The 21,856-nt window shown below is 40.7% G+C and carries 12 protein-coding genes; all 12 read left to right on the top strand.

Annotated elements, in window-relative coordinates:
* The first annotated feature begins 20 nt into the window (after positions 1-20).
* The 12 genes from ACFEL9_RS04050 to ACFEL9_RS03995 all read left to right on the top strand — a co-directional run bounded on the left by ACFEL9_RS04050 (position 21) and on the right by ACFEL9_RS03995 (position 21,841).
* Positions 21-3,260 carry a VCBS repeat-containing protein gene (locus ACFEL9_RS04050; protein WP_385886354.1) on the top strand — a complete coding sequence of 1,080 codons (3,240 nt, stop codon included), beginning with the start codon at positions 21-23 and terminating at the stop codon, positions 3,258-3,260.
* Positions 3,261-3,292: 32 nt separating this feature from the next.
* Entirely contained in the window at positions 3,293-3,991 is a 699-nt protein-coding gene (locus tag ACFEL9_RS04045; protein WP_385886352.1) for a 3-keto-disaccharide hydrolase, read from the top strand.
* A gap of 58 nt (positions 3,992-4,049) precedes the next feature.
* Positions 4,050-7,352, top strand: a complete 3,303-nt coding sequence (locus ACFEL9_RS04040) for a VCBS repeat-containing protein (RefSeq protein ID WP_385886350.1) — start codon at positions 4,050-4,052, stop codon at positions 7,350-7,352.
* A gap of 224 nt (positions 7,353-7,576) precedes the next feature.
* A complete protein-coding gene (locus ACFEL9_RS04035; RefSeq protein WP_385886348.1) occupies positions 7,577-9,403 on the top strand; it encodes a 3-keto-alpha-glucoside-1,2-lyase-like domain-containing protein in 1,827 nt (608 codons plus the stop codon).
* Positions 9,403-11,316, top strand: a complete 1,914-nt coding sequence (locus tag ACFEL9_RS04030) for a c-type cytochrome (protein WP_385886346.1) — start codon at positions 9,403-9,405, stop codon at positions 11,314-11,316. The genes ACFEL9_RS04035 and ACFEL9_RS04030 overlap by 1 nt, the downstream gene beginning before the upstream one ends.
* A gap of 60 nt (positions 11,317-11,376) precedes the next feature.
* Entirely contained in the window at positions 11,377-12,156 is a 780-nt protein-coding gene (locus tag ACFEL9_RS04025) for a 3-keto-disaccharide hydrolase (RefSeq protein ID WP_385886344.1), read from the top strand.
* Positions 12,157-12,203: 47 nt separating this feature from the next.
* Positions 12,204-14,240 (top strand): glycoside hydrolase family 127 protein, encoded by a 2,037-nt coding sequence (locus ACFEL9_RS04020; RefSeq protein WP_385886342.1) that lies wholly within the window; start codon positions 12,204-12,206, stop codon positions 14,238-14,240.
* Between the two features lie 61 nt (positions 14,241-14,301).
* Complete coding sequence (locus tag ACFEL9_RS04015) at positions 14,302-15,282, top strand: Gfo/Idh/MocA family protein (RefSeq protein WP_385886340.1); 981 nt, start codon at positions 14,302-14,304, stop codon at positions 15,280-15,282.
* A 327-nt stretch (positions 15,283-15,609) separates the two neighbouring features.
* Positions 15,610-16,227, top strand: a complete 618-nt coding sequence (locus ACFEL9_RS04010; RefSeq protein WP_385886338.1) for a TetR/AcrR family transcriptional regulator — start codon at positions 15,610-15,612, stop codon at positions 16,225-16,227.
* Positions 16,228-16,287: 60 nt separating this feature from the next.
* On the top strand, positions 16,288-17,631 hold the full coding sequence (locus ACFEL9_RS04005; protein ID WP_385886336.1) for a TolC family protein: 1,344 nt from the start codon (positions 16,288-16,290) through the stop codon (positions 17,629-17,631).
* Between the two features lie 101 nt (positions 17,632-17,732).
* A complete protein-coding gene (locus ACFEL9_RS04000; protein WP_385886335.1) occupies positions 17,733-18,779 on the top strand; it encodes an efflux RND transporter periplasmic adaptor subunit in 1,047 nt (348 codons plus the stop codon).
* Positions 18,780-18,790: 11 nt separating this feature from the next.
* Positions 18,791-21,841, top strand: coding sequence for an efflux RND transporter permease subunit (locus ACFEL9_RS03995; RefSeq protein ID WP_385886334.1), 3,051 nt, complete (start codon positions 18,791-18,793; stop codon positions 21,839-21,841).
* The last annotated feature ends 15 nt before the right edge of the window (positions 21,842-21,856 follow it).

The following is a 21,856-nucleotide window of genomic DNA, read 5'->3' as shown; positions in this document are numbered from 1 at the left end:
AAAAGGTTTTATTCCAAAAGATGACACCGGAACAAACAAATATTCATTTCAGCAATACACTTTCCTACGACCGTAATTTTAATATTTATACTTACCGGAACTTTTATAATGGAGGCGGTGTAGCTATTGGTGATGTAAATAATGACAGCCTTCCTGATCTGTTCTTTACAGCCAACATGGAATCAAGTAAATTATTTTTGAACAAAGGCAATTTTCAGTTTGAAGATGTTACGGAGAAGGCGGGCATAGGAAAAAAAGGAAAATGGTCAACAGGCGTAAGCATGGCAGATGTAAACGGCGATGGCCTGTTGGATATTTATGTATGCAACAGTGGCGATATAAAAGGCGATAAGAAGGAAAATGAATTATACATCAATAACGGGGCGCCGGGTGGCCATGTAACTTTTACAGAAAAAGCCCATGAATATGGATTAGATGACCGGGGCCTTTCAACCCATGCAGCTTTCTTTGATTATGATAAGGATGGTGATCTGGATATGTTTTTGCTGAATAATTCCTTTAAAGCAATCGGGAGTTTTAATCTTCAGCACAACGAAAGAAATATCCGTGATTCAATTGGAGGACATAAGTTTTTCAGAAATGATGGAAATCACTTTACCGACATCAGTGAGCAGGCGGGTATATACGGAAGTGTAATTGGTTTTGGTTTAGGTGTTACTGTGGGCGATATCAACCATGACGGCTGGCAGGATATATATGTATCCAATGATTTTTTTGAAAGAGATTATTTGTACATCAATAATCATGACGGCACATTTAAAGAAACACTGGAAGATGAAATGATGAGTATCAGCAATGCATCGATGGGGGCCGACATGGCGGATATAAACAATGATGCACACCCGGATATTTTTGTTACTGAAATGCTTCCTGAAGATGAAACAAGGATCAAAACCAATATCACATTTGAAAACTGGGATAAATATCAACTGAATTTGCAGTATGATTATTATCACCAGTTTACCCGCAACATGCTGCAGTTGAACAATGGTGATAACAGCTTTAGCGAAATAGGACGTTTTTCAGGCGTAGCTGCCACTGACTGGAGTTGGGGTGCGTTAATTGCAGACCTGGATAACGATGGCTTCAAAGATATTTTTGTAGCCAATGGCATTTACCAGGACCTCATCAACCAGGATTATATTCAATATATAGCCAACGAAAATTTTTTTAATGAGGTTGTTTCCGGCAAAGCTGACTATAGTAAGCTGATAGATTTAATACCTTCTCATGCGATTCCTAATTATGCCTTTGCCAATAATGGCGATCTGACATTTAGTAATAAAGCGAAAGAATGGGGCCTGGACGAGCCATCATTTTCCAATGGCTCGGCTTATGGTGACCTGGATGGCGATGGTGATTTGGATTTAGTAGTCAATAATGTAAACATGCCTTGCTTTGTATACCGCAATGAGAGTGTACAGCAGCACCCCGAGAATAAATATTTAAAAGTGTCATTGCAGGGAGAAGGAAAGAACCGTTATGGTGTTGGCAGCAAAGTAACGGTTTGGTATAACAACACGTTAGCCTACCAGGAGCAGATGCCGATGCGGGGCTTTGAATCAACGGTGGACTGTTGCCTGAACTTTGGATTGGGAAAATGCACGATGATCGATTCGGTGGTAGTGGAATGGAATGATGGGAAAATGAGTGTAATAAAAAATGTAAAGCCCAACCAGCACCTTGTTGTCAAGCAAAGTGAATCATTATCACCAGCAATGGATAATACGCCGGCTTTGGAGAAGAATAAATTGTTTACAACAAGCGATAATAACTATGGGCTTGACTTTGTACATACGGAGAATCCGTTTGTAGATTTTAACCGGGATAAATTGACATTCCATATGCTGTCCACACAGGGCCCGCGAATAGCTAAAGGCGATATCAATAAAGACGGGCTGGAAGATATTTACATCTGCGGCGCCAAAGACCAGCCGGGAGTTTTATATCAGCAAACAAATGAAGGAAGATTTATCAAAACCAATGAATCGTTGCTGGCAGCAGATAAAGGAAGTGAAGACACCGATGCCCTATTCTTTGATTGCGACGGAGATGGTGACCAGGATTTGTATGTATGCAGTGGCGGCAATGAATTTCCGGCCAAATCACTGGAACTGATCGACCGGCTATATATCAATGATGGCAAAGGGAAACTCACAAGATCAGCACCGGTACTTCCCTCTTATAATTTTGAAGGCTCCTCCTGTGTAAGAGCAGCAGACTATGATGGTGATGGCGATATGGACCTGTTTGTGGGAACCAGACTAAAACCAATGCAATATGGCTACCCCTGCAAAGGCTATATACTTCAAAACAATGGCCAAGGAATTTTTAAAGATATAACCGGCCAGGTAGCACTGTCACTTGTAAAAGCCGGGATGATTACCGATGCGCAGTGGCTGGACTATGATAAAGATGGGAAAATGGATTTGGCGGTGACAGGCGAATACATGCCGGTAAGATTGTATCACAATGAAAATGGAAAGTTTAAAGAAGTGACAGCAGCGGCGGGACTACAAAAAAGCAATGGCTGGTGGAACAGACTGATAATAGCAGATATAAACGGCGATGGATATCCGGACATGGTAGGCGGCAATCATGGATTGAACTCAAGATTTAAAGCCAGTGACACCAAACCGGTGAGTATGTATGTGAGTGATTTTGATGAGAACGGATCGACAGAACAGGTGGTGAGCTGTTATAATGGAGATAATGCATACCCGATGTCGTTGCGGCATGATCTGGTATCGGTGCTTCCCTATCTGAAGAAAAAATACCTGAAGTATGAAGACTATAAATTGCAGGGAGTGGAAGATATTTTTACAGAAGCACAGCTAAGTAAGGCAGTGAAACTGGAGGCATATGAGCTGCGGAGCTGTGTATTTATCAATGATAAGAAAGGAGGTTTTATCAAGCAGGCATTAAGCAGTGAAGCGCAGCTATCACCGGTGTATGGAATAGCAACCGGCGATGTGGATGGAGATGGAAATATGGATATAGTGATGGGGGGCAATTTTTATGAATCCAAACCCGAGGTGGGAATCTATGATGCATCATATGGCGTGATGCTGAAAGGCGATGGAAAGGGAAACTTCAAAGTAATAAAGGGAACAGACAGTGGTTTGCATATTCGGGGTGCGGTAAGAGATATGACGCTGGTAAGGACAAACAACAAAACGCTGCTGCTTGCTGCCAGGAATAATGCGCAGGCGGAAACAAAAGAATTGAAAAAGAATTGAATGATGATTTATTATTAAATAAAAATATAATCATGAAATTTTTACTAACAGCCGGATGCTTCTTTCTTTTTGTGTGTGCTGATGCGCAGAATGACACTAAAAAGAACTCGTCTCCGGCTGTGAAAAAAACAAAATTGTTTAACGGAAAAAATTTAGATGGCTGGTATACCTTCCTGAACAGGAAACGAAGAAATAATGATCCCGAAAAAATATTCCTGGTTGAAGACAATATACTGCACATCTCAGGTAAGGAATTCGGGTATATGGCCACAGAAAAAATCTATACAAATTTTCATTTGGTTGCAGAATTTAAATGGGGTGTAAAAAAATATCCGCCAAGAGATGGCGCTGATGTTAAACGTGACAATGGTATTTGTTTCTATTTTCCGGCAGCGGAAAGAGATACCGTTTGGCCAAAATCAATCGAGTGCCAGATACAGGAAGGAGATGTGGGGGATCTATGGCTGATTGACAGCACTACCGTAAAAATTAACGGTGAACGAACAAAACCCAATGATTATACAAGAGTATATAAGAAAGAAGATGCCGAAAATCCGACGGGTGAATGGAACAGGGTAGAAATTATCGCCAACAGGGGAAAGGTTACTTATATTGTAAATGGTAAAGTAGTAAATGAATTTGAAGATCCGAGTGAGCAAAAGGGAAAAATTCTTGTTCAGTCCGAAGGCGCTGAAATTTATTACCGGAAAATAGAAATAGCTGAATTTTAAGTAGAAGCCCTGTCGACTTCATTACTATATGCATTGTTTTTTTAACAAAAGGTTTTCTTTGGCGTTGATTGCAACAGGGTTACTTGTTTTCTTCTCCTGTAATCGTGAAGAGAAGTTTTTTACTGTTTTATCTCCGGATGTAACAGGTATTTATTTTCAGAATACGATCAGTGAAGCCGACAGCTTCAATATACTTGACTATCTCTACTTCTACAATGGCGGCGGCGTGGCAATAGGTGATGTGAATAATGACGGCCTGCAGGATATTTATTTTACATCAAACCGGGAGAGCAACAGGCTTTATCTTAATAAAGGCAATTTCGGGTTCGAAGATATTACTGATGCAGCCGGTATAGCTGGAAAAGGAAATTGGAAGACCGGTGTTACAATGGCTGATGTCAACAATGATGGCTTATTGGATATTTATGTTTGCGAGGTGGGAAAGTACAAAAGCCTTCAGGGCCGGAATGAGCTTTTCATAAACAATGGCTCCTCAGATGGAAAAAACAGTAAAGTTTCCTTCACAGAACGTGCAGCTGAATATGGACTGGATATAGAAGGCTTTAATACCCAGGCTTCCTTTTTTGACTACGACAAGGATGGCGACCTGGATATGTTTCTTGTTAATCATTCTGTTCATTCAACAGATACTTATGTAGATACGGCTGCACGCAGAAGAAGGAATGAGGTAAGTGGTGACAAACTATTTAGATGTGATAAAGAAGGTGACAAAATTGTATACCATGAGGTAACAGAACAGGCCGGCATTTACAGCAGTATCATCGGTTATGGTTTAAATGTCGTTATCGCTGATTTTAACAATGATAATTGGGATGATATTTATGTAAGTAATGATTTTCATGAAAATGATTATTACTATCTCAACAATCAAAACGGCACTTTCTCTGAAATAAACCGCAAAGCTTTTGGGCACGAAAGCCGGTTTTCGATGGGTAGTGATGCCGGCGATGTAAACAATGATGGTTGGCTCGACATTATAACCCTGGACATGCTGCCTGCTGATGAGAAAGTGTTAAAATCTTCGGTAAGTGATGATAATCCCGATGTTTATGATTTTAAAATGAGTAAGGGATATCATCACCAGAATGCAAGAAATTGCCTGCAGTTAAATGTAGCGGGAGGAAAAAAGTTTAGCGACATCGGTTTGTATGCCGGGATAGCAGCTACCGATTGGAGCTGGTCACCACTTTTGGCCGATTTCGATAATGACGGGATAAAAGATCTTTTTGTAACGAACGGAATATTGAGGAGGCCAAACGACCTTGACTTTTTAAAGTTTATTTCCGCGGCTGATATTGCGGCGCAGATACAAAAAGATAAATCAGCAGATAGGTTAGCAATTAGTAAAATGCCGGAAGGCAAGGTCAGTAATTATATTTTTAGAGGCACGGCTGAATTGAAATTTACCGATCAGACACGAAACTGGGGAATAGATATGCCCAACTTGTCAAATGGCGCTGCTTACGGCGATCTCGACAATGACGGCAACCTTGACTTGGTGGTAAATAATATCAATTCACCGGCAGGTATCTACCGTAACAATTCAAACCAGCAATCTGAGAATCATTATTTGGATATTCAATTGCGGTCCGCAGGTAATAATAAACTGGCATATGGTAGTAAAGTTGTTATTAAAACAAAGGAGGGCATACAACTAAACTATTTAACGGCTACAAGAGGATTCGAAAGCTCCTCATCTCCTGTATTGCACTTTGGTCTTGGAAAAACCGATAAGGTAGATTCACTTCAGATCACATGGCCGGATGGTAGCCTGCAGACGATGACAAATATCAAAGGCGGGCAATTGTTAATCATAGAACAAAAATCGTCGGAAGTAGCAAATAGAATTTTACAACCTGCAGTTACAGCAAATAGCTTTTTTAAAAATGTTACTGATTCGTTTCAGGTTGACTACAGGCACCAGGAGAATCTTTTTTTTGATTTTAATAGCCAGCAATTGATACCTCACGGGGTTTCTGCTATGGGACCTAAACTAGCGGTGGCCGATGTGAATGGCGATGGCTTAGACGATTTCTTTGTTGGCGGTGCTAAAGGGCAGGTATGCAAATTATTTCAGCAAACTGTCCAGGGGAAATTTATCAGCACCAATGAAGATTTGTTCAGACCCGACTCTTTGTGTGAAGATATAAACGCAGTTTTCTTTGATGCCGATGGTGACAGAGATGAAGATCTCTATGTTGTAAGCGGTGGTAATGAAATGTCAGGTAATAACCCGGCCCTGTTAGACCGGCTTTATATTAATAATGGCAAGGGCCGTTTTACAAAAGACAGTTTGCCGTTGGTTTATGGAAACAAGTCGGTGGCTATCCCGGCGGATATAGATCATGATGGCGATCTCGATTTATTTGTAGGCGGAAGAGTCGTGACAAATCGTTATGGTGAGACGCCGCAATCCTACATTTTAGTAAACAATGGCAAAGCTTCTTTTACGGTTGCAGATGAGCGGTTGGCTCCGGGCTTGCAGAAGATCGGTATGGTTACTGATGCAGCCTGGGCGGATTTGGATAAAGACGGCTGGAAGGACCTTGTGATAGTGGGAGAATGGATGCCGATAGTGGTTTATAAAAATACTTCCGGCAAACTGCAGAATGCTACAAGCCAACTTGGTTTGCAGGAGGCAACAGGTCTATGGACGTCTGTGTATGCCTCGGATATAGACAAAGATGGTTATGAAGATCTTTTAGTTGGTAATTGGGGAGAGAATTCGAAGCTGCAGGTAAAAAATGGTTTTCCTTTGCAACTATATACCGGTGACCTTGATAAAAACGGTGATCTGGACCAGTTGATGTCAATTGAAAAAGACGGGCGATATTACTTTTTTTTGGGAAAGGAAGAGATTGAAAGGGTATTGCCCGGCATGATCAAAAAGAAATTCCTCGATTACAAAACTATGGCCGGCTTAACTGTGGACGGAATTCTGGGCGATAAGCTTAATGAAATGTCTAAACTAACCGTAAGCAACCTTTCATCCGTCCTGGTAAAAAACAATAAAGGAAATTTACAGGTGACTAAACTTCCTTTCCCTGTGCAGTGGTCGCCTGTTTTTGCATTTGTGACCGGCGACTTCAATAGGGATGGCGCTGACGATATTATTACCGCCGGCAATTTTTTTGGCGTATTACCTTTCGAAGGCAGATATGATGCCAGTTACGGTAATCTTTTACTCAATCAATCATCTTCATTTATTTCGTTGCCTTCACTGCAATCAGGTTTGCAACTGGATGGCCAGGTGAGGGATATAAAAAAAATTAAGATCCGCGGAAAGGATTTTCTTATTATAGCCAGAAATAATGACAGCCTTCTTTTTTACGGAAATTAATCCCCGGCTCTTCGTAAGTTTTTTTGAGACGATTAACCCAAAGAATGATACAGATGAGAGGAGGTAAAAAAGAATTTTTCCTGACTTTTAACCGATTTTTCCTTTTTGGGGATGGTTGCTTGTGAGGTGAATTTTGAGATACGGGTTTAACGATTAAGTTGATCTTACACTTTGCACCCCTGGAACAGTTCATATACTAAATGATTTTACAATTTTATCAAAGAATGATTACAAAACCTGCTGAACTTTCAGCCCGGCATAAAAAGTTTATTTGTGCCGTGCCGCTTTTATTGATACTGTCTGTGGCATTTGCGCAAACAGCCTTGCCACTCACGGATCTTTCTTTCTTCAAATCACCTTCGGCCAATTGGCGCATCGGCGGTGATGTGAATGCTGATCTGAATAGCGCTGGTCGTTTAACTTACACAAACGGCACGGGAATTTTGGTTAACACATTTACTGATGAAAGTGCCCGGGCGGATTTATTTTCTGCGGAAGATTACGGCGATGTTGATATCGAGCTGGACTATATGATGGCGAAGGGATCTAATTCCGGAATTTATTTATCAGGCCGGTATGAAATTCAGTTGTTGGATAGCTGGGGTATTCTGATGCCAAAGTCAAGTGACAATGGTGGTATTTATGAAAGATGGGATGATAGCAGCGCTGCCGCACAAAAAGGATTTGAGGGCCATGCGCCCCGGCAAAATGTAAGTAAAGCACCAGGCCTGTGGCAGCATCTCAAGATATCGTTTCAAGCTCCCCGCTTTACAAATGCTGTAAAAACGGAAAATGCTAAAATGCTTCGGGTAGAATTGAATGGCGTGGTCATACACGAAAATGTCGAACTCTTTGGACCCACCCGCAATGGATTAAACGATGAAAAACCAAAAGGGCCGTTGCGTTTCCAGGGCGATCATGGGGCCGTCGCTTTTCGCAATATTAAAATAACAGCTTTCGATAAACCCAAGCCTCGGTTATCGAATCTGCAATATGCGGTATATAAAGGTCCATTTAATAAACAGCCTGACTACGCAAAATTGAAACCCGTTATAAAAGGATCATCGGAAACGCTTACTACCAATATTAATAATCTGCCCGATAGTTTTATTTTAAGGTATACAGGAAAATTAACAGTGGATGAAGCAGGGGAGTATAATTTCAGTCTTTTCACGGTGGCTGGCAGAGGGTCATTGGTGATCAACAATCAGCAACTTTCCATTGCAAGAGGAAGAAGCCCGGTCAAAATTTCATTGCCGGCAGCTGAGTTGCCTTTTGAATTATCTTATTTCAAAACGATGGATTGGGGACAGCCTGCGTTGGGCCTGACTGTGGCCGGACCAGGCATTAGGGACTACACGTTGAGTGATATGAATAATTTAAGTAGTGAGCAAACTGATCCAATCCTGGTGGATGCTCCTGTCAACACGGTGCTGAGAAGTTTTATTGATATCCCCACAACAAGAGTTGTTCATGCGGTGTCCGTGGGAAGCCCGGAAGGATTGCACTACACTTATGATATGGATAATGGTGCCATCGTGCAGGTGTGGCGCGGTGGTTTTTTAGATGCAACACCTATGTGGCATGAGCGGGGAGATGGTTCTTCAAGAGCAACCGGTAGCAAACAACTTTTTGGAAAACCTGTATTGAATATTGGCAAGCTTCCATCAGCTAATTCACCGTGGAAAACAGATACCTCAGGAACGGGGTTTCGGCCAAAAGGATATGAACTGGATGAAAAAGATCGCCCCATTTTTCAATATTTCATTTATGGCGCCGCAGTAAAAGACGCTTCACAGGTATTGGAAAACCGGCAGGGTGTCAGCCGTGAAATATCCGTTTTGAACCCGTCAGAGAATCTATACGTCAGGCTGGCTGCAAGTAAGAACATTGAAGATTTGGGTAATGGCTTATACCTGCTGGATGATAAATCATACTATTTGAAGATAGATGATGGGAGTGAAGCAAAACCGATGATTCGTGATGCCGGGGAAAAGAAAGAGTTAGTGGTACCAATAAAAAATAAAATAAAATATATAATCCTGTTCTGATGATAAAACGAAGAAACCATAATATTAACTGGATCGCAAAAGTTTGCCTCGCGGCTGCGTTGCTGATTGGCAGCCATGCTGTGCAGGGCCAGGAGTCGGCAAAGGAAGAAGACTTTTTCAGGATCATGCGTGTTAGTTCTCCTGAAGGCACATTGCTTGAAGTAGGTGGACTTTGTACATTACCAAATGGTGATTTGGCCGTGACTACAAGAAGAGGTGATGTATTCATCGTTGAAAATCCGACGAGCCAGCGTCCCTATTTTAGAAAATTTGCCACCGGTCTTCACGAAGTTTTAGGCGTGGCTTATAAGAATGGTGCTTTGTATTGTGTGCAGCGGGGTGAGTTGACCAAATTAGTTGATAAGAACATGGATGGCAAAGCCGATGTGTATGAAACCATTTACCAATGGCCTTTATCCGGCAACTATCATGAATATAGTTTTGGACCGAAGATCGCACCGGATGGCTCTTTTTTTGTGACATTGAATTTGGGTTTCCCTGATGCCTGGTGGCATCCCAAAAGCATGGTTCCCTGGCGTGGTTGGGCCTTGCGCATCCAGGAAGATGGCACGATGGAACCATGGGCTGCAGGATTACGATCGCCTTGTGGTATCAGCATGATTGATGGCGAATTGTACTACACCGATAACCAGGGCGACTGGATGGCATCAGGAAGCATCGTTCCATTGAAGAAAGGAACATTTGCCGGGCACCCTGCAAGTCTTGTATGGGATACAGCAGCTAATTCTCCCTTGAAAGTTAAACAGGACCAGATATTTTCTAAAATCAGTCAAAGAATCGAGTTTGACCGGGATGGGAGGCCTGTAAAACCGCAGAATATTGTAAATGAAAAATTTTTTACGCTGGCCGACATGAAAAAAAGTATTCCTGAATTACAATTGCCGTTGGTTTGGCTACCGCATGGTGTGCTGGGCATTTCTACTTCGGAGATTGTTAAGATACCTGAAGGAGTATTTGGGCCTTTTGAAGGGCAGCTATTGGTAGGCGACCAGGGTCAAAGTAATCTCAGCAGAGTGTTTTTAGAAAAAGTAAATGGCGAATGGCAGGGTGCTGCCTGGTTGTTTAGAAGCGGTTTTCAGTCCGGCACGGTAAGACTTAGCTGGGGCAAAGACGGATCGCTTTTCGTAGGCGAAACCAATAGAGGCTGGGGATCCGTGGGTGATGCTAACCAGGGACTGCAACGACTCGTATGGAACAAACGTCTGCCTTTTGAAATGCGCACAGTTAAAGCAATGCCCGATGGATTTGAAATAGAGTTTACCAAGCCAGTAGACAAGAAATTTGCAAACGATATTGCATCCTACTCCGTCAATAGTTTTACCTATAAATATCATGCCGTGTATGGCAGCCCGGAAGTAAACAGGCTGAAACATAAAATAAAGGGAGTAAAAGTGTCGGCTGATGGTATGCATGCACGCATCGTGGTCGAGAATTTGCGCCAGCATTATATTCATGTGATAAGCCTCGAAGGAATAAGGGATAAAGAAAATGCCTACTCATTAATTCATCCGACAGTTTATTATACATTGAACAATATTCCCGAGGGGAAAAAACTTGCGTTAGCCGAATTGAGTACTAAAAACTCTGCATTAACTGCGGCTAAATCAGCTACTGCTACTACAGGCAAGCTGTTAACTTATAGCGGGATAAAACCGTTACTTACCCAGTACACCTGTATTTCATGTCATGATCCAAATAAAAAGCAGGTCGGTCCCTCGTTCTCAGAGATCGCAAAACGCAGGTATTCGACCGAAAAAATGGTACAGCTCATTTATAATCCACAGCCACAAAACTGGCCGGGTTATGCGGTGTCTATGCCACCCATGACGCAATTACCGCGGAGTGAAGCCCGGAAAATAGTTGCCTGGATAAAATCTCTTGAAAAAAAATAAACGCAGCGTTGCGCCATTTCAGCAATACAAAATCTTTAACAAGTATTAATCAATCCTGTAATGAAAAAAAATATCTTCTGTTTTGTCAGTCTATTTTTAACAGTACATATTTCTATTGCGCAAACCGAAACACGAGAGCAACAAGCTAAAAAAACGGAGGTATGGAAACCTGTTCCGCCAATAATAACAGCGTCTGAAAAACCAGGTGGTGCTCCTTCGGATGCGTTGATCTTATTCAGCGGCGATTCGCTTTCGGAATGGGTATCTTCCAGGGATACCAGCAAACCTGCAGGATGGATGGTTGCTGGTGATATCTTTACCGTTAACAAACCTGCCGGAAGTATTCAGACCAAAAGATCATTTACCGACTACCAGCTTCATATAGAATGGCGTATTCCAAAAAATATAACCGGGTCAGGACAAGCGAGAGGAAACAGTGGCGTGTTTCTCGCCGGCTGGGGTGGCGGTGATGCAGGTTATGAAATACAGGTGTTGGATTCTTATAAAAATGAAACCTATGTAAATGGCCAGGCAGGAAGTATCTATAAGCAACATATTCCATTGGTAAATATAAACAGACCGCCGGGTGAGTGGAATGCATATGATATTATATGGACGGCGCCGCGTTTCAATGAAAATGGATCACTGAAGTCACCCGCCAGGGTAACTGCCTTGTTAAATGGTGCATTGGTTCAGAATAATGTGGAAGTAAAAGGCGACACCCGTTGGATAGGTACACCGGAATATCATAAACATGGGCCACTACCTATCAAGCTACAATCACATGGAGATCCCAGCGAGCCAATTAGTTTTCGCAATATTTGGGTAAGAATTTTGTAAGCTACATTTCATTTTCTGAATTGATAGTTTTGTTTAAAATTTGAGCCATGAAAAAGATTTGCTTTGCCAGTTTTGTTTTAGCATCAACAATATCATACGGGCAAAATGCTGATTATGCCATCCAGGCTATCAATTTTACGTCGGTGAAATTTATGGACAATTTCTGGATGCCCAGGATGCGTACGAATCATACAGTTACTATTCCTGCATCCTTTGAGCGTTGTGAACGAACAGGACGTGTAAAAAACTTTGAAATGGCCGCTGCAAAAAGCGGTAAGTTCTGTACCATTTTTCCTTTTGACGACACAGATATTTATAAGACAATTGAAGGTGCTTCCTTTTCAATGAGCCTTTTCCCCGATAAAAAACTGGATTTATACATCGACACCCTGATTGAAAAAGTAGCAAAGGCGCAGGAACCTGATGGTTATTTGTATACGGCAAGAACAATCAATCCTGCCGATCCGCATAAATGGGCTGGTACAGAAAGATGGGTAAAAGAAAGAGAGCTTAGCCATGAACTTTATAATGCCGGTCATTTGTATGAAGCCGCCGCAGCGCATTATTATGCTACAGGAAAAAAATCGTTGCTCAATATCGCGTTGAAAAATGCAGATCTTATTTGCTCCGTATTTGGTCCTGATAAAATGCATGTAGCTCCGGGTCACGAAATCGTGGAGATGGGGTTGGTAAAACTATATCGCATTACAGGTAAAAAAGAGTACCTGCAAACGGCCAAATATTTTATTGATGAAAGAGGCCATTTTAAAGGATATGACGCGGCAAATAAAGATCCCTGGAAAAACGGTTCATACTGGCAGGATCATAAGCCTGTCGTTGACCAGGACGAAGCTATCGGTCATGCCGTGAGAGCTTGTTATTTATATGCTGGGGTGGCTGATATAGCAGCGTTGACAGGTGATGAAAAATACCTGCAAGCTGTTGACAGGATCTGGGAAAATATGGTAAGCAAAAAGTTTTACGTACAAGGCGGCCTTGGCGCTATTCCGCATGGAGAACGGTTTGGCGAAAATTATGAACTGCCCAACGCCACCGCTTACAATGAGACCTGCGCTGCCATAGCAAATGTTTACTGGAACCAGCGTATGTTTCAGTTGCACGGCGAATCAAAATATATTGATGTGCTGGAAAAAAGTTTATACAACGGGCTGATCTCCGGTGTAGGTCTGGATGGCAAATCATTTTTTTATACCAATGCCATGCAGATCAAAAATAGTTTTTCTCACTCCGCCATGGAGCCTGAGCGGGCAGGCTGGTTTGATTGTTCCTGTTGCCCAACCAATGTCGCAAGATTAATTCCTTCTATTCCCGGCTATGTATATGCACAGAAAGACGATAATGTGTATGTCAATCTTTTTGTAAGCAGCAGTGCTTTTATCAAGGTTCACCAAAAGCCGGTGACTATCGTGCAGGAGAATAATTATCCCTGGGATGGTAATTTGAAATTTACTGTCTCACCAAAATCAGCTGAGTCATTTAAAATGTTGATGCGTATTCCGGGCTGGGCACAAAACCAGGCTATGCCTTCTGATCTTTATTCTTTTTCATCTTCAAGCGGACAAAAAATATCGATTAAAATCAATGGCGAACCGGTTGATTATACAATTGAAAAAGGTTATGCTGTGTTGAACAGGAAATGGAAAAAAGGAGATGTAATTGAAATGAATCTCCCGATGGAAGTAAGAAGAGTTATTGCAAACGAAAAAGTAAGGGACGATATTGGTAAAACAGCGCTGCAGGTTGGTCCCCTCATGTATTGTGCGGAGTGGATCGACAACGGGGGAAGGGCAAGCAATTTTATACTGACTGCGGATGCGGTATTTTCAAAAGAATATAAAGCTGGTTTACTGAATGGCGTAACCATTTTACAATCTCAGGTTCCGGCTGTGTCAATCGACAACAAAGGAGAGAACATCACTACTGTAAGAAAAATATTTACTGCCATACCTTACTATGCATGGGCCAATAGGGGAAAAGGCGAGATGATGCTTTGGTTCCCTGTAGCTGTGAAGGATGTTGATCTGCTTTCCAATGAAAATATAACTCCAATCATAAGCAAATAATGAAACATAGATCTTAAGTATAGAAAAGATCAATATTCAGCTGGGTTTCAATTTTCTAATAATGAAAATATTCAAATGGGGAATAATAGGTCCCGGGAAAATAGCAGAGAAATTTGCAGAAGCTCTGCTAAATTGCCCAAATGCGGAATTATGGGCAGTCGCTTCCAGGGATAAAGAACGGGCGGAATCATTTGGAAAAAGATATAGAGCGGCAAAATATTATGATCAATACGAAGCTCTCATTAATGACGAAGAGATAGATGTGGTATATGTTGCCACACCTCATACCTTTCATTACAGGCATGTATTACTTTGCCTGAACAACAAAAAGCCTGTTTTATGTGAAAAGCCGCTTTCGGTCAATTACCAGAGTGCCTTTGAAATGATAACATTGGCAAAAGAAAAAAATGTCTTCTTGATGGAAGCCATGTGGACGAGGTTTCTTCCGGTAATTCAGGAGGTTTTTCGATTGATAAAACAAGGTGAGATCGGGGGAATAATATTCATAAAAGCTGATTTTGGATATTCTTTTCCCTATGACACAGAGAGCCGGATTTTCAATATGAAGTTGGGAGGGGGGGCTTTGCTTGACATTGGCGTTTATCCTTTATTTCTTGCGTTGTCTTTGCTGGGAGAGCCTGATTCGGTAAAGACGTTTGCTCACTTATCTACAACTGGTGCAGATGAATCAATGAACATAATGCTATCTTATAAAAATGGGGAAATGGCTTCGCTCTATTCAACAATATTGGCAACCACACCCACTACAGCGGAGATAACAGGTACTAAAGGATCTATCACGATTCAACAGCCCTGGTACAAAGCTTCGGCTATTGTACTTCGTAAACCGGATGGAACAGAAAAGAATATTTCTATGCCTTATGGAGATAACGGGTTTGAGTTTGAAATTAATGAGGTAATGAGCTGCCTGGAACAAGGCACGACAGAAAGTACATTGATGCCATTAGATTTCAGCCTTATGATGGCGAGAGTCGTTAATGAGATTTGCAATCAGTGTGCAATCAGGTATGAGGTTCAATAAGCCTGGTATGGTTTTTTTACTGTAACCTTTTTCAGCGGCATGCTTGCCGGAGAAAAATTTGTCCGGATAAATTTGAAACACATGGAGGATCTGCCAGTACATTAATATCTTCAATATGGTGGTTCGACTTTTGTCCGGTAACCTCCACAAAAGGTTTTGATAATTCAGAGCCTTTTTTATGTTATTTACTGTTTATATACTTTATTCTGATGTATTGGGGCAATAAATAACCCCAAAAGTTTGACTGATAACAGATGATTAAATGATAACAAATTTATTTTGAAAATTGAACAATGTTCATTTTCTTTGCACTCTAATTATTAAACAATGAGCAGTGCAGAACGCAAGGCAAGGGAAAAGGAAGAACTGAAGGCCCTGATATTAAAAGCATCCATGAAGTTGTTTGTGGAAAAAGGTATAGAGCAGACCACCATCCGCAATATTGCCGATGCCATTGATTACAGTATCGGTACTGTATATGTTTATTTTAGAGATAAGAATGCCATTCTTCATGCCCTGCACACACAATGCTTTACTGAACTGGGTGGGCAATTCAGGGTGCTGTATAATGTAAAAGACCCAATGGAGCGGTTAAAAGCGATGGGCAAGGTTTATATCCAGTATGCAATGGACAATCCCGATAAATACGACCTGATGTTCAGTTTAAAGGAACCAATGGCATTTCTGAATGACATCCAGGCAAAAGAATGGGATGAGGGTGCAGCAACGTTTGATGTATTGCTAACTACAGTGAAGGAATGTATTAGTGCCGGGTATTTCAAAGGACATAATCTGGAGCCGCTTTCATATCTGATATGGAGCTGTATGCATGGCATATGCAGTCTTGAAATACGGGCTCGTACAAAAGGAGTTCTTTTAAAGAATCCAGATACTATCGTTTCGGATGCTTATAACGAGTTTTTAAAATTGCTAGAGAAAAAGTAAATTTTTTTCTCTAATAATGAACATTGTTCATTAAAATATTGTAGTTCAAAAATCGCTAAAATGAAAAAAGTTTTTATCACATTGTTGTTGTTTCGTGTTATTGGGGCATACGCACAAACCAATTTAGATGCCTATATCAAAATTGCATTAAACAACAATGAAACAATCAAACAACAGCAATTCTTACTTACCAAAAGTTTGTATGCTTTAAAGGAGGCGAAGTCATTGTTCCTTCCGACAGTTGGATTTAACGCCACCTACACAGTTGCAGGTGGTGGGCGTACCGTGGACTTTCCGGTTGGGGATTTATTAAACCCTGTTTACAAAACGCTCAATCAAATGACCGGCGCCAATAATTTTCCGCAAGTACAAAACCAAAGCATATTGCTTAACCCCGACAATTTCTATGATGTCAAAATAAGAACAACATACCCCATTTTGAATGCAGAAATTGAATACAATCGTAAAATAAAAAAACAGCAATACGGCCTGCAGAAAATTGAGATCAACCTGTATAAAAGAGAATTGGTAAAAGAGGTAAAACAAGCCTATTACAAATATTTACAGGCTGGTGCAGCGGTTGATATTTATCAAACAGCTTTATCTCTTGTAAAGGAAAACCTGCGGGTAAATACTTCTCTTTTCAATAATCAAAAAGTAAACCGGACAGCAGTAGTAAGAAGCGATAATGAAGTGAGCAAATACAATGCCCTGCTTGAGTCTTCAATACAAACACAAAATAATGCAAAGGCATATTTCAACTTTCTGTTGAATACTGATTTGAATACTGAAATAATCACAGACAGCATTATCACTGTTCCTGCTGATTTGCTTTTAACTGATACCTCCGTTACTAAAAGAGAAGAGCTTGGAAAATTAAAGGAGGCTATTGCCATCAATCAAAACATCACAGCCCTTGCTAAATCGTACAAACGTCCAAAACTAAATTCGTTTGTTGACCTCGGCACACAAGCATTTGATTTTAAAGTGAACAACAAATCATTCTACTACCTGGCTGGAATATCCCTGGAGTGGAATATTTTTTCCGGTAATAAAAATAAATACAAAATACGGCAGGCTGAAACAGATGGGAAAGTTCTGCAATCGCAAACAAGTTATGTAGAACAGCAACTAAGATTGCAGTTAACTACCTCCACTAATTCGTTCAAAGCTGCTATTGCCCAATACAATGCAGCCCAATCCCAGGTAGGTTCTTCTCAAAAATATTACAATGATATGTTCCGCCTGTATAAAGAAGGAATGGCTATCTACATCGAACTATTAGATGCCCAGAATCAGTGGATAGATGCTCAACTCCAGGCCAATATTGCATTATTCGACACGTGGATATCATTTACAGCTATTGAACGTGCTAATGCCAGCTTTAATCTGCAAATAAAATAACATGAAACGTCCATGATAAAATTTTCATTATATCACACAGGGGAATGAAAATTTTATCATGGTAAGTTCCATCTGGCCAAAATCAAATAAAAAATATACAGATGAAAAAAATTCAATTAACAATCGTTACATGTACACTTTTGTTGCTGTCTTGCAAAGAAAAGCACAACAACACAAATCCCCTTGGCGAGCCAGACATTATATCTGTTAAGATTGCTCCTGTCTCAGCATTGCAAGTGCCCAACATAATACAGGCTACCGGCCTGGTCAGTACTGAAAACGAAGCAAATTATTCATTTAAGATAGGCGGAGTCATTAGTCGGATACTAGTAAATGAAGGACAGTTCTTTCGAAAAGGCCAGTTGCTCGCTACACTCAATTCAACTGAAATTTCCGCTGGCTTAACTCAATCCAGTTTAAATGCAGACAAAGCGCAGCGTGATTATGAACGAGCGGCTAATCTTTACAAGGACAGCGTTTTTACATTAGAGCAGTTGCAAAACACAAAGACCGCCCTGGATATTGCTCACAAAGCAAAAGAGGCTGTTGCCTTTAATGCTCATTATTCAAAAATATATGCAGCCTCTGATGGTTTTGTAAGTCAGAAAATCGCCAATGAAGGGGAAGTAATCGGACCAGGAATGCCCGTCCTTGCTATTAACGAAACACAGCAAAATAATAACTACTTACTTAAAGTCGGTGTAACAGACCGTGAATGGGCTATTGTTAATCCAGGGCAAACGGCAACAGTGACGCTGGATGGATATGCTGATAAAAAAATTGATGCTTTCGTGTTTCGTAAGTCGCAGGCAGCAGATCGAACACTTGGCTCCTTTCAGATAGAATTGAAATTGAAATTAGACGATATAAAACCGGCGGTAGGTATGTTTGGTAAAGCGGAAATATCTACAAACCAGGACGAAAATGTCAAGGTCATTCCATATGGATCTTTGGTGGAGGCGGATGGCGATAAGGCATTCGTATTTAGCCCTGACGGAGCCAATAAGGTCAGGAAAATTCCGGTAACTATTTCAAGGTTCGACAATCAACAGGTTTATCTAAAGCAAGGACTTGATGGAGTGAAAGAAATTGTGATATCGAATAGTGCCTATCTCAACGAAAAATCTACAATAAAAATCATCAGGTAATAATAGCAGACATGAAAATTACAAACTTTGCCGTTAAGAACTATCAGTTCACGCTTGTTATATTCCTGCTGTTTGCAGTAGTTGGTGTGCTTACCTTGTTTACAATGCCCCGTTCTGAAGACCCGACCATACATCCACCGGAATATGTCATAACTGTCATATATCCGGGCACAAGTCCTAAAGATATGGAAGAGCAAGTGGTAAAGCCCATTGAAAACAAAATTTATGGTTTGGAAAGCATTGACAAAATACTTACCACAGTTGAGGATGGTGTGGCGGTCATCCAGCCAAAATTCAAATATGGTGTTGATGTAGATAATAAATATCAGGAAATATCTACAGAAATAAATGCTTTAAAAAACAGTGAACTTCCTAAGGATATCTATCTGATCAAAACAGAAAAAATTTCTTCTTCCGATGTTAAAATTTTACAGGTTGCATTGGTTTCGGATAATGCTTCCGGTAAATTGTTGCGAGATGAAGCTGATATACTTAAAACCCACCTGGAGAAAATAACAAACCTTAAAGAAGTCAAATATTTCGGAATGCCGGAACAGGAGATCCGTATCGATGTACAATTGGATAAACTGGCTCAACTGAAAATCCCGCTCAACATAGTTACAGGTAGTTTACAAAGTGAAGCGGCAGACATTCCAGGAGGAAGCATCAACCTTGAGAGTAAGATTTTTAATGTAAAGACCAGTGGTAAGTTTAAAAATATTGAAGACGTTGCCAATACCGTCATCTATAATGCCAGTGGAAAAATTATCTATCTGAAGGATGTGGCTGAAGTAAGTTATAAAGACGAAATGGTCAACCATATTACCCGTGTAAATAGACATCGCTGTGTACTGGTTACGGCAGCAATGAAAGAAAATGTCAATATAGCGAATGTGCAGGAGGAGTTTCTTCCGGTATTGGAGGAGTTTTCCAAAGGACTGCCTTCTAATATCCAGCTTGTCAAAACTTTTGACCAGGCTACTATGGTTTCACAACGTTTGGGACATCTGGGTTTTGATTTTGCATTAGCCATTCTTTTGGTAGTCATTACCTTATTGCCTCTAGGATTCAGGGCATCACTCATCGTAATGATTTCTATTCCACTTTCTTTAGCATTAGGTCTTATAGCATTGAATTTATTAGGGTATTCATTGAACCAACTAAGTATTGTCGGACTCGTTGTGGCTTTGGGATTGTTGGTGGATGACAGTATTGTAGTTGTAGAAAATATAGAACGATGGCTTAGGGAAGGACATTCACGAATGGACGCTATTCTAAAAGGCACAAAACAAATCGGTATAGCAGTAATAGGATGTACAGCCACTTTAGTAATTGCGTTTTTACCACTCGCCTTCCTGCCGGATACAGCTGGTGAATTTATACGCAGCTTACCTATGGCTGTTATAACCAGTGTATTGGCATCAATGATCGTGGCTTTGACGCTTGTTCCATTCATAGGCAGCCGGATATTGAAAACGCACACACATGGGGAAGGCAATGTTTTCCTTAAGTATTTGCAAAAATTCCTGACCTACTGTTATCGGGGTATTATGCCTCTCGCTTTAAAATGGCCAAAAACGACCATTGGGATATCATTAATACTTAGTGTTCTGGCTTTTTTCTTATTTACAAAAGCGGGATTTAAACTTTTTCCCACCTCCGAAAAGCCGATGTTCCTGGTCAATATAAAAATGCCCTTGCAGGCTGATATTCCTGAAAGTGATCGTGTGACTAAACTAGTAGAAAATGAATTAAAGCAACACAAAGAGATTGTATATTATACAAGCAATGTAGGTAAAGGAAACCCACAGATATATTATAACGTACATCAACAGGATGTTAAACCCGACTTTGCCCAGGTTTTTGTACAGATGGATGATGAGGCTAGTCCGGACTCAAAAATAGATCTGATCAAGCAGCTACGGCAAAGGTTTAAAGATTTTCCATATGCCAAAATCGAGGTAAAAGATTTTGAACAGGGTACGCCTATAGAGGCCAACATAGTAGTCAGGGTGTTTGGTGATGACCCAAATAAGTTGCGTGAACTTTCCTTTAAGGTGGAAGATCTGTTACGCAAACATCCAGGAACTGTTTACATTAATAACGAATTGAACACCTACAAATCGGATGTTAAAGTAGAAATAAATAAAGAAAAAGCCCGCACATTGGGTGTGCTTACAAGCGATATTGATAAAGTAATTCGAATGGCGGTAGCGGGATTAACCGTTGGTGATTATATAGATGACAGAGGCGATTCACGCAATGTCGTTATAACACTTGCCAGAGATAAATTTTCAAATTTAGATGCATTCAAAAACTTATACGTAAACAACATACAAGGTGTTCCAGTATTGGTTAGTCAAATTGCAACCATTTCTTTTGAAACATCGCCTACAACCATAAATCATTTTAATAAATCCCGTTTCGCAAAGGTTACCTCCTTGACCAAAGAAAATGTATATGCGAACGATATATTAAAGGACATTGTTCCGCAACTGAACAAACTTGAAATGCCGCCAGGCTGCTATTATAAGCTATCCGGGGAAGCGGAATCGGAAGGTGATACATTGGGTGGAAACTTCCTTTCGGTTATTCTGTTAAGTGCATTCCTTTTTGTTGGAGTGTTATTATTGCAATTTAAAACCTTTAAGGGAATCATTATTGTGCTGTCTATTATTCCATTGGGAATTCTGGGTGGTGTGGTAATGCTATTGATCACTGGTCATCCGATGTCATTGGTTTCTATTATTGGCTTCATCGGCTTGTCCGGCATACAAGTCAAGAATTCGCTATTACTTGTTGATTTTACCAACCAGTTGCGGGCTGACGGATATAGCATAGATGAGGCAATTAATATAGCAGGTGAAACCCGCTTTTTGCCGGTTGTGCTTACGTCCATAACCGCCATCTGCGGATTAATTCCTCTTGCCTGGAACCCCAATCCACTTATAGCGCCATTGGCAATTGTATTAATTGGAGGACTAATAAGCTCTACAATACTTGCCAGAATTGTGACACCGGTAATGTATAAACTTATTCCGCCTTCCATTCAAGATAAATAACCTTTCATGCACTTT

The organism is Terrimonas alba (genome assembly GCF_042434975.1).
In the GTDB taxonomy this organism is placed as follows: Bacteria; Bacteroidota; Bacteroidia; order Chitinophagales; family Chitinophagaceae; genus Terrimonas_B; species Terrimonas_B alba.
This window is presented reverse-complemented; position numbering and strand designations above follow the sequence as displayed.

Coding starts and splice junctions, on each gene's coding strand:
- ACFEL9_RS04050 (WP_385886354.1), top strand. CDS start 21: ATGACACCGGAACAAACAAATATTCATTTCAGCAATACACTTTCCTAC.
- ACFEL9_RS04045 (WP_385886352.1), top strand. CDS start 3,293: ATGAAATTTTTACTAACAGCCGGATGCTTCTTTCTTTTTGTGTGTGCT.
- ACFEL9_RS04035 (WP_385886348.1), top strand. CDS start 7,577: ATGATTACAAAACCTGCTGAACTTTCAGCCCGGCATAAAAAGTTTATT.
- ACFEL9_RS04030 (WP_385886346.1), top strand. CDS start 9,403: ATGATAAAACGAAGAAACCATAATATTAACTGGATCGCAAAAGTTTGC.
- ACFEL9_RS04025 (WP_385886344.1), top strand. CDS start 11,377: ATGAAAAAAAATATCTTCTGTTTTGTCAGTCTATTTTTAACAGTACAT.
- ACFEL9_RS04020 (WP_385886342.1), top strand. CDS start 12,204: ATGAAAAAGATTTGCTTTGCCAGTTTTGTTTTAGCATCAACAATATCA.
- ACFEL9_RS04015 (WP_385886340.1), top strand. CDS start 14,302: ATGAAAATATTCAAATGGGGAATAATAGGTCCCGGGAAAATAGCAGAG.
- ACFEL9_RS04010 (WP_385886338.1), top strand. CDS start 15,610: ATGAGCAGTGCAGAACGCAAGGCAAGGGAAAAGGAAGAACTGAAGGCC.
- ACFEL9_RS04005 (WP_385886336.1), top strand. CDS start 16,288: ATGAAAAAAGTTTTTATCACATTGTTGTTGTTTCGTGTTATTGGGGCA.
- ACFEL9_RS04000 (WP_385886335.1), top strand. CDS start 17,733: ATGAAAAAAATTCAATTAACAATCGTTACATGTACACTTTTGTTGCTG.
- ACFEL9_RS03995 (WP_385886334.1), top strand. CDS start 18,791: ATGAAAATTACAAACTTTGCCGTTAAGAACTATCAGTTCACGCTTGTT.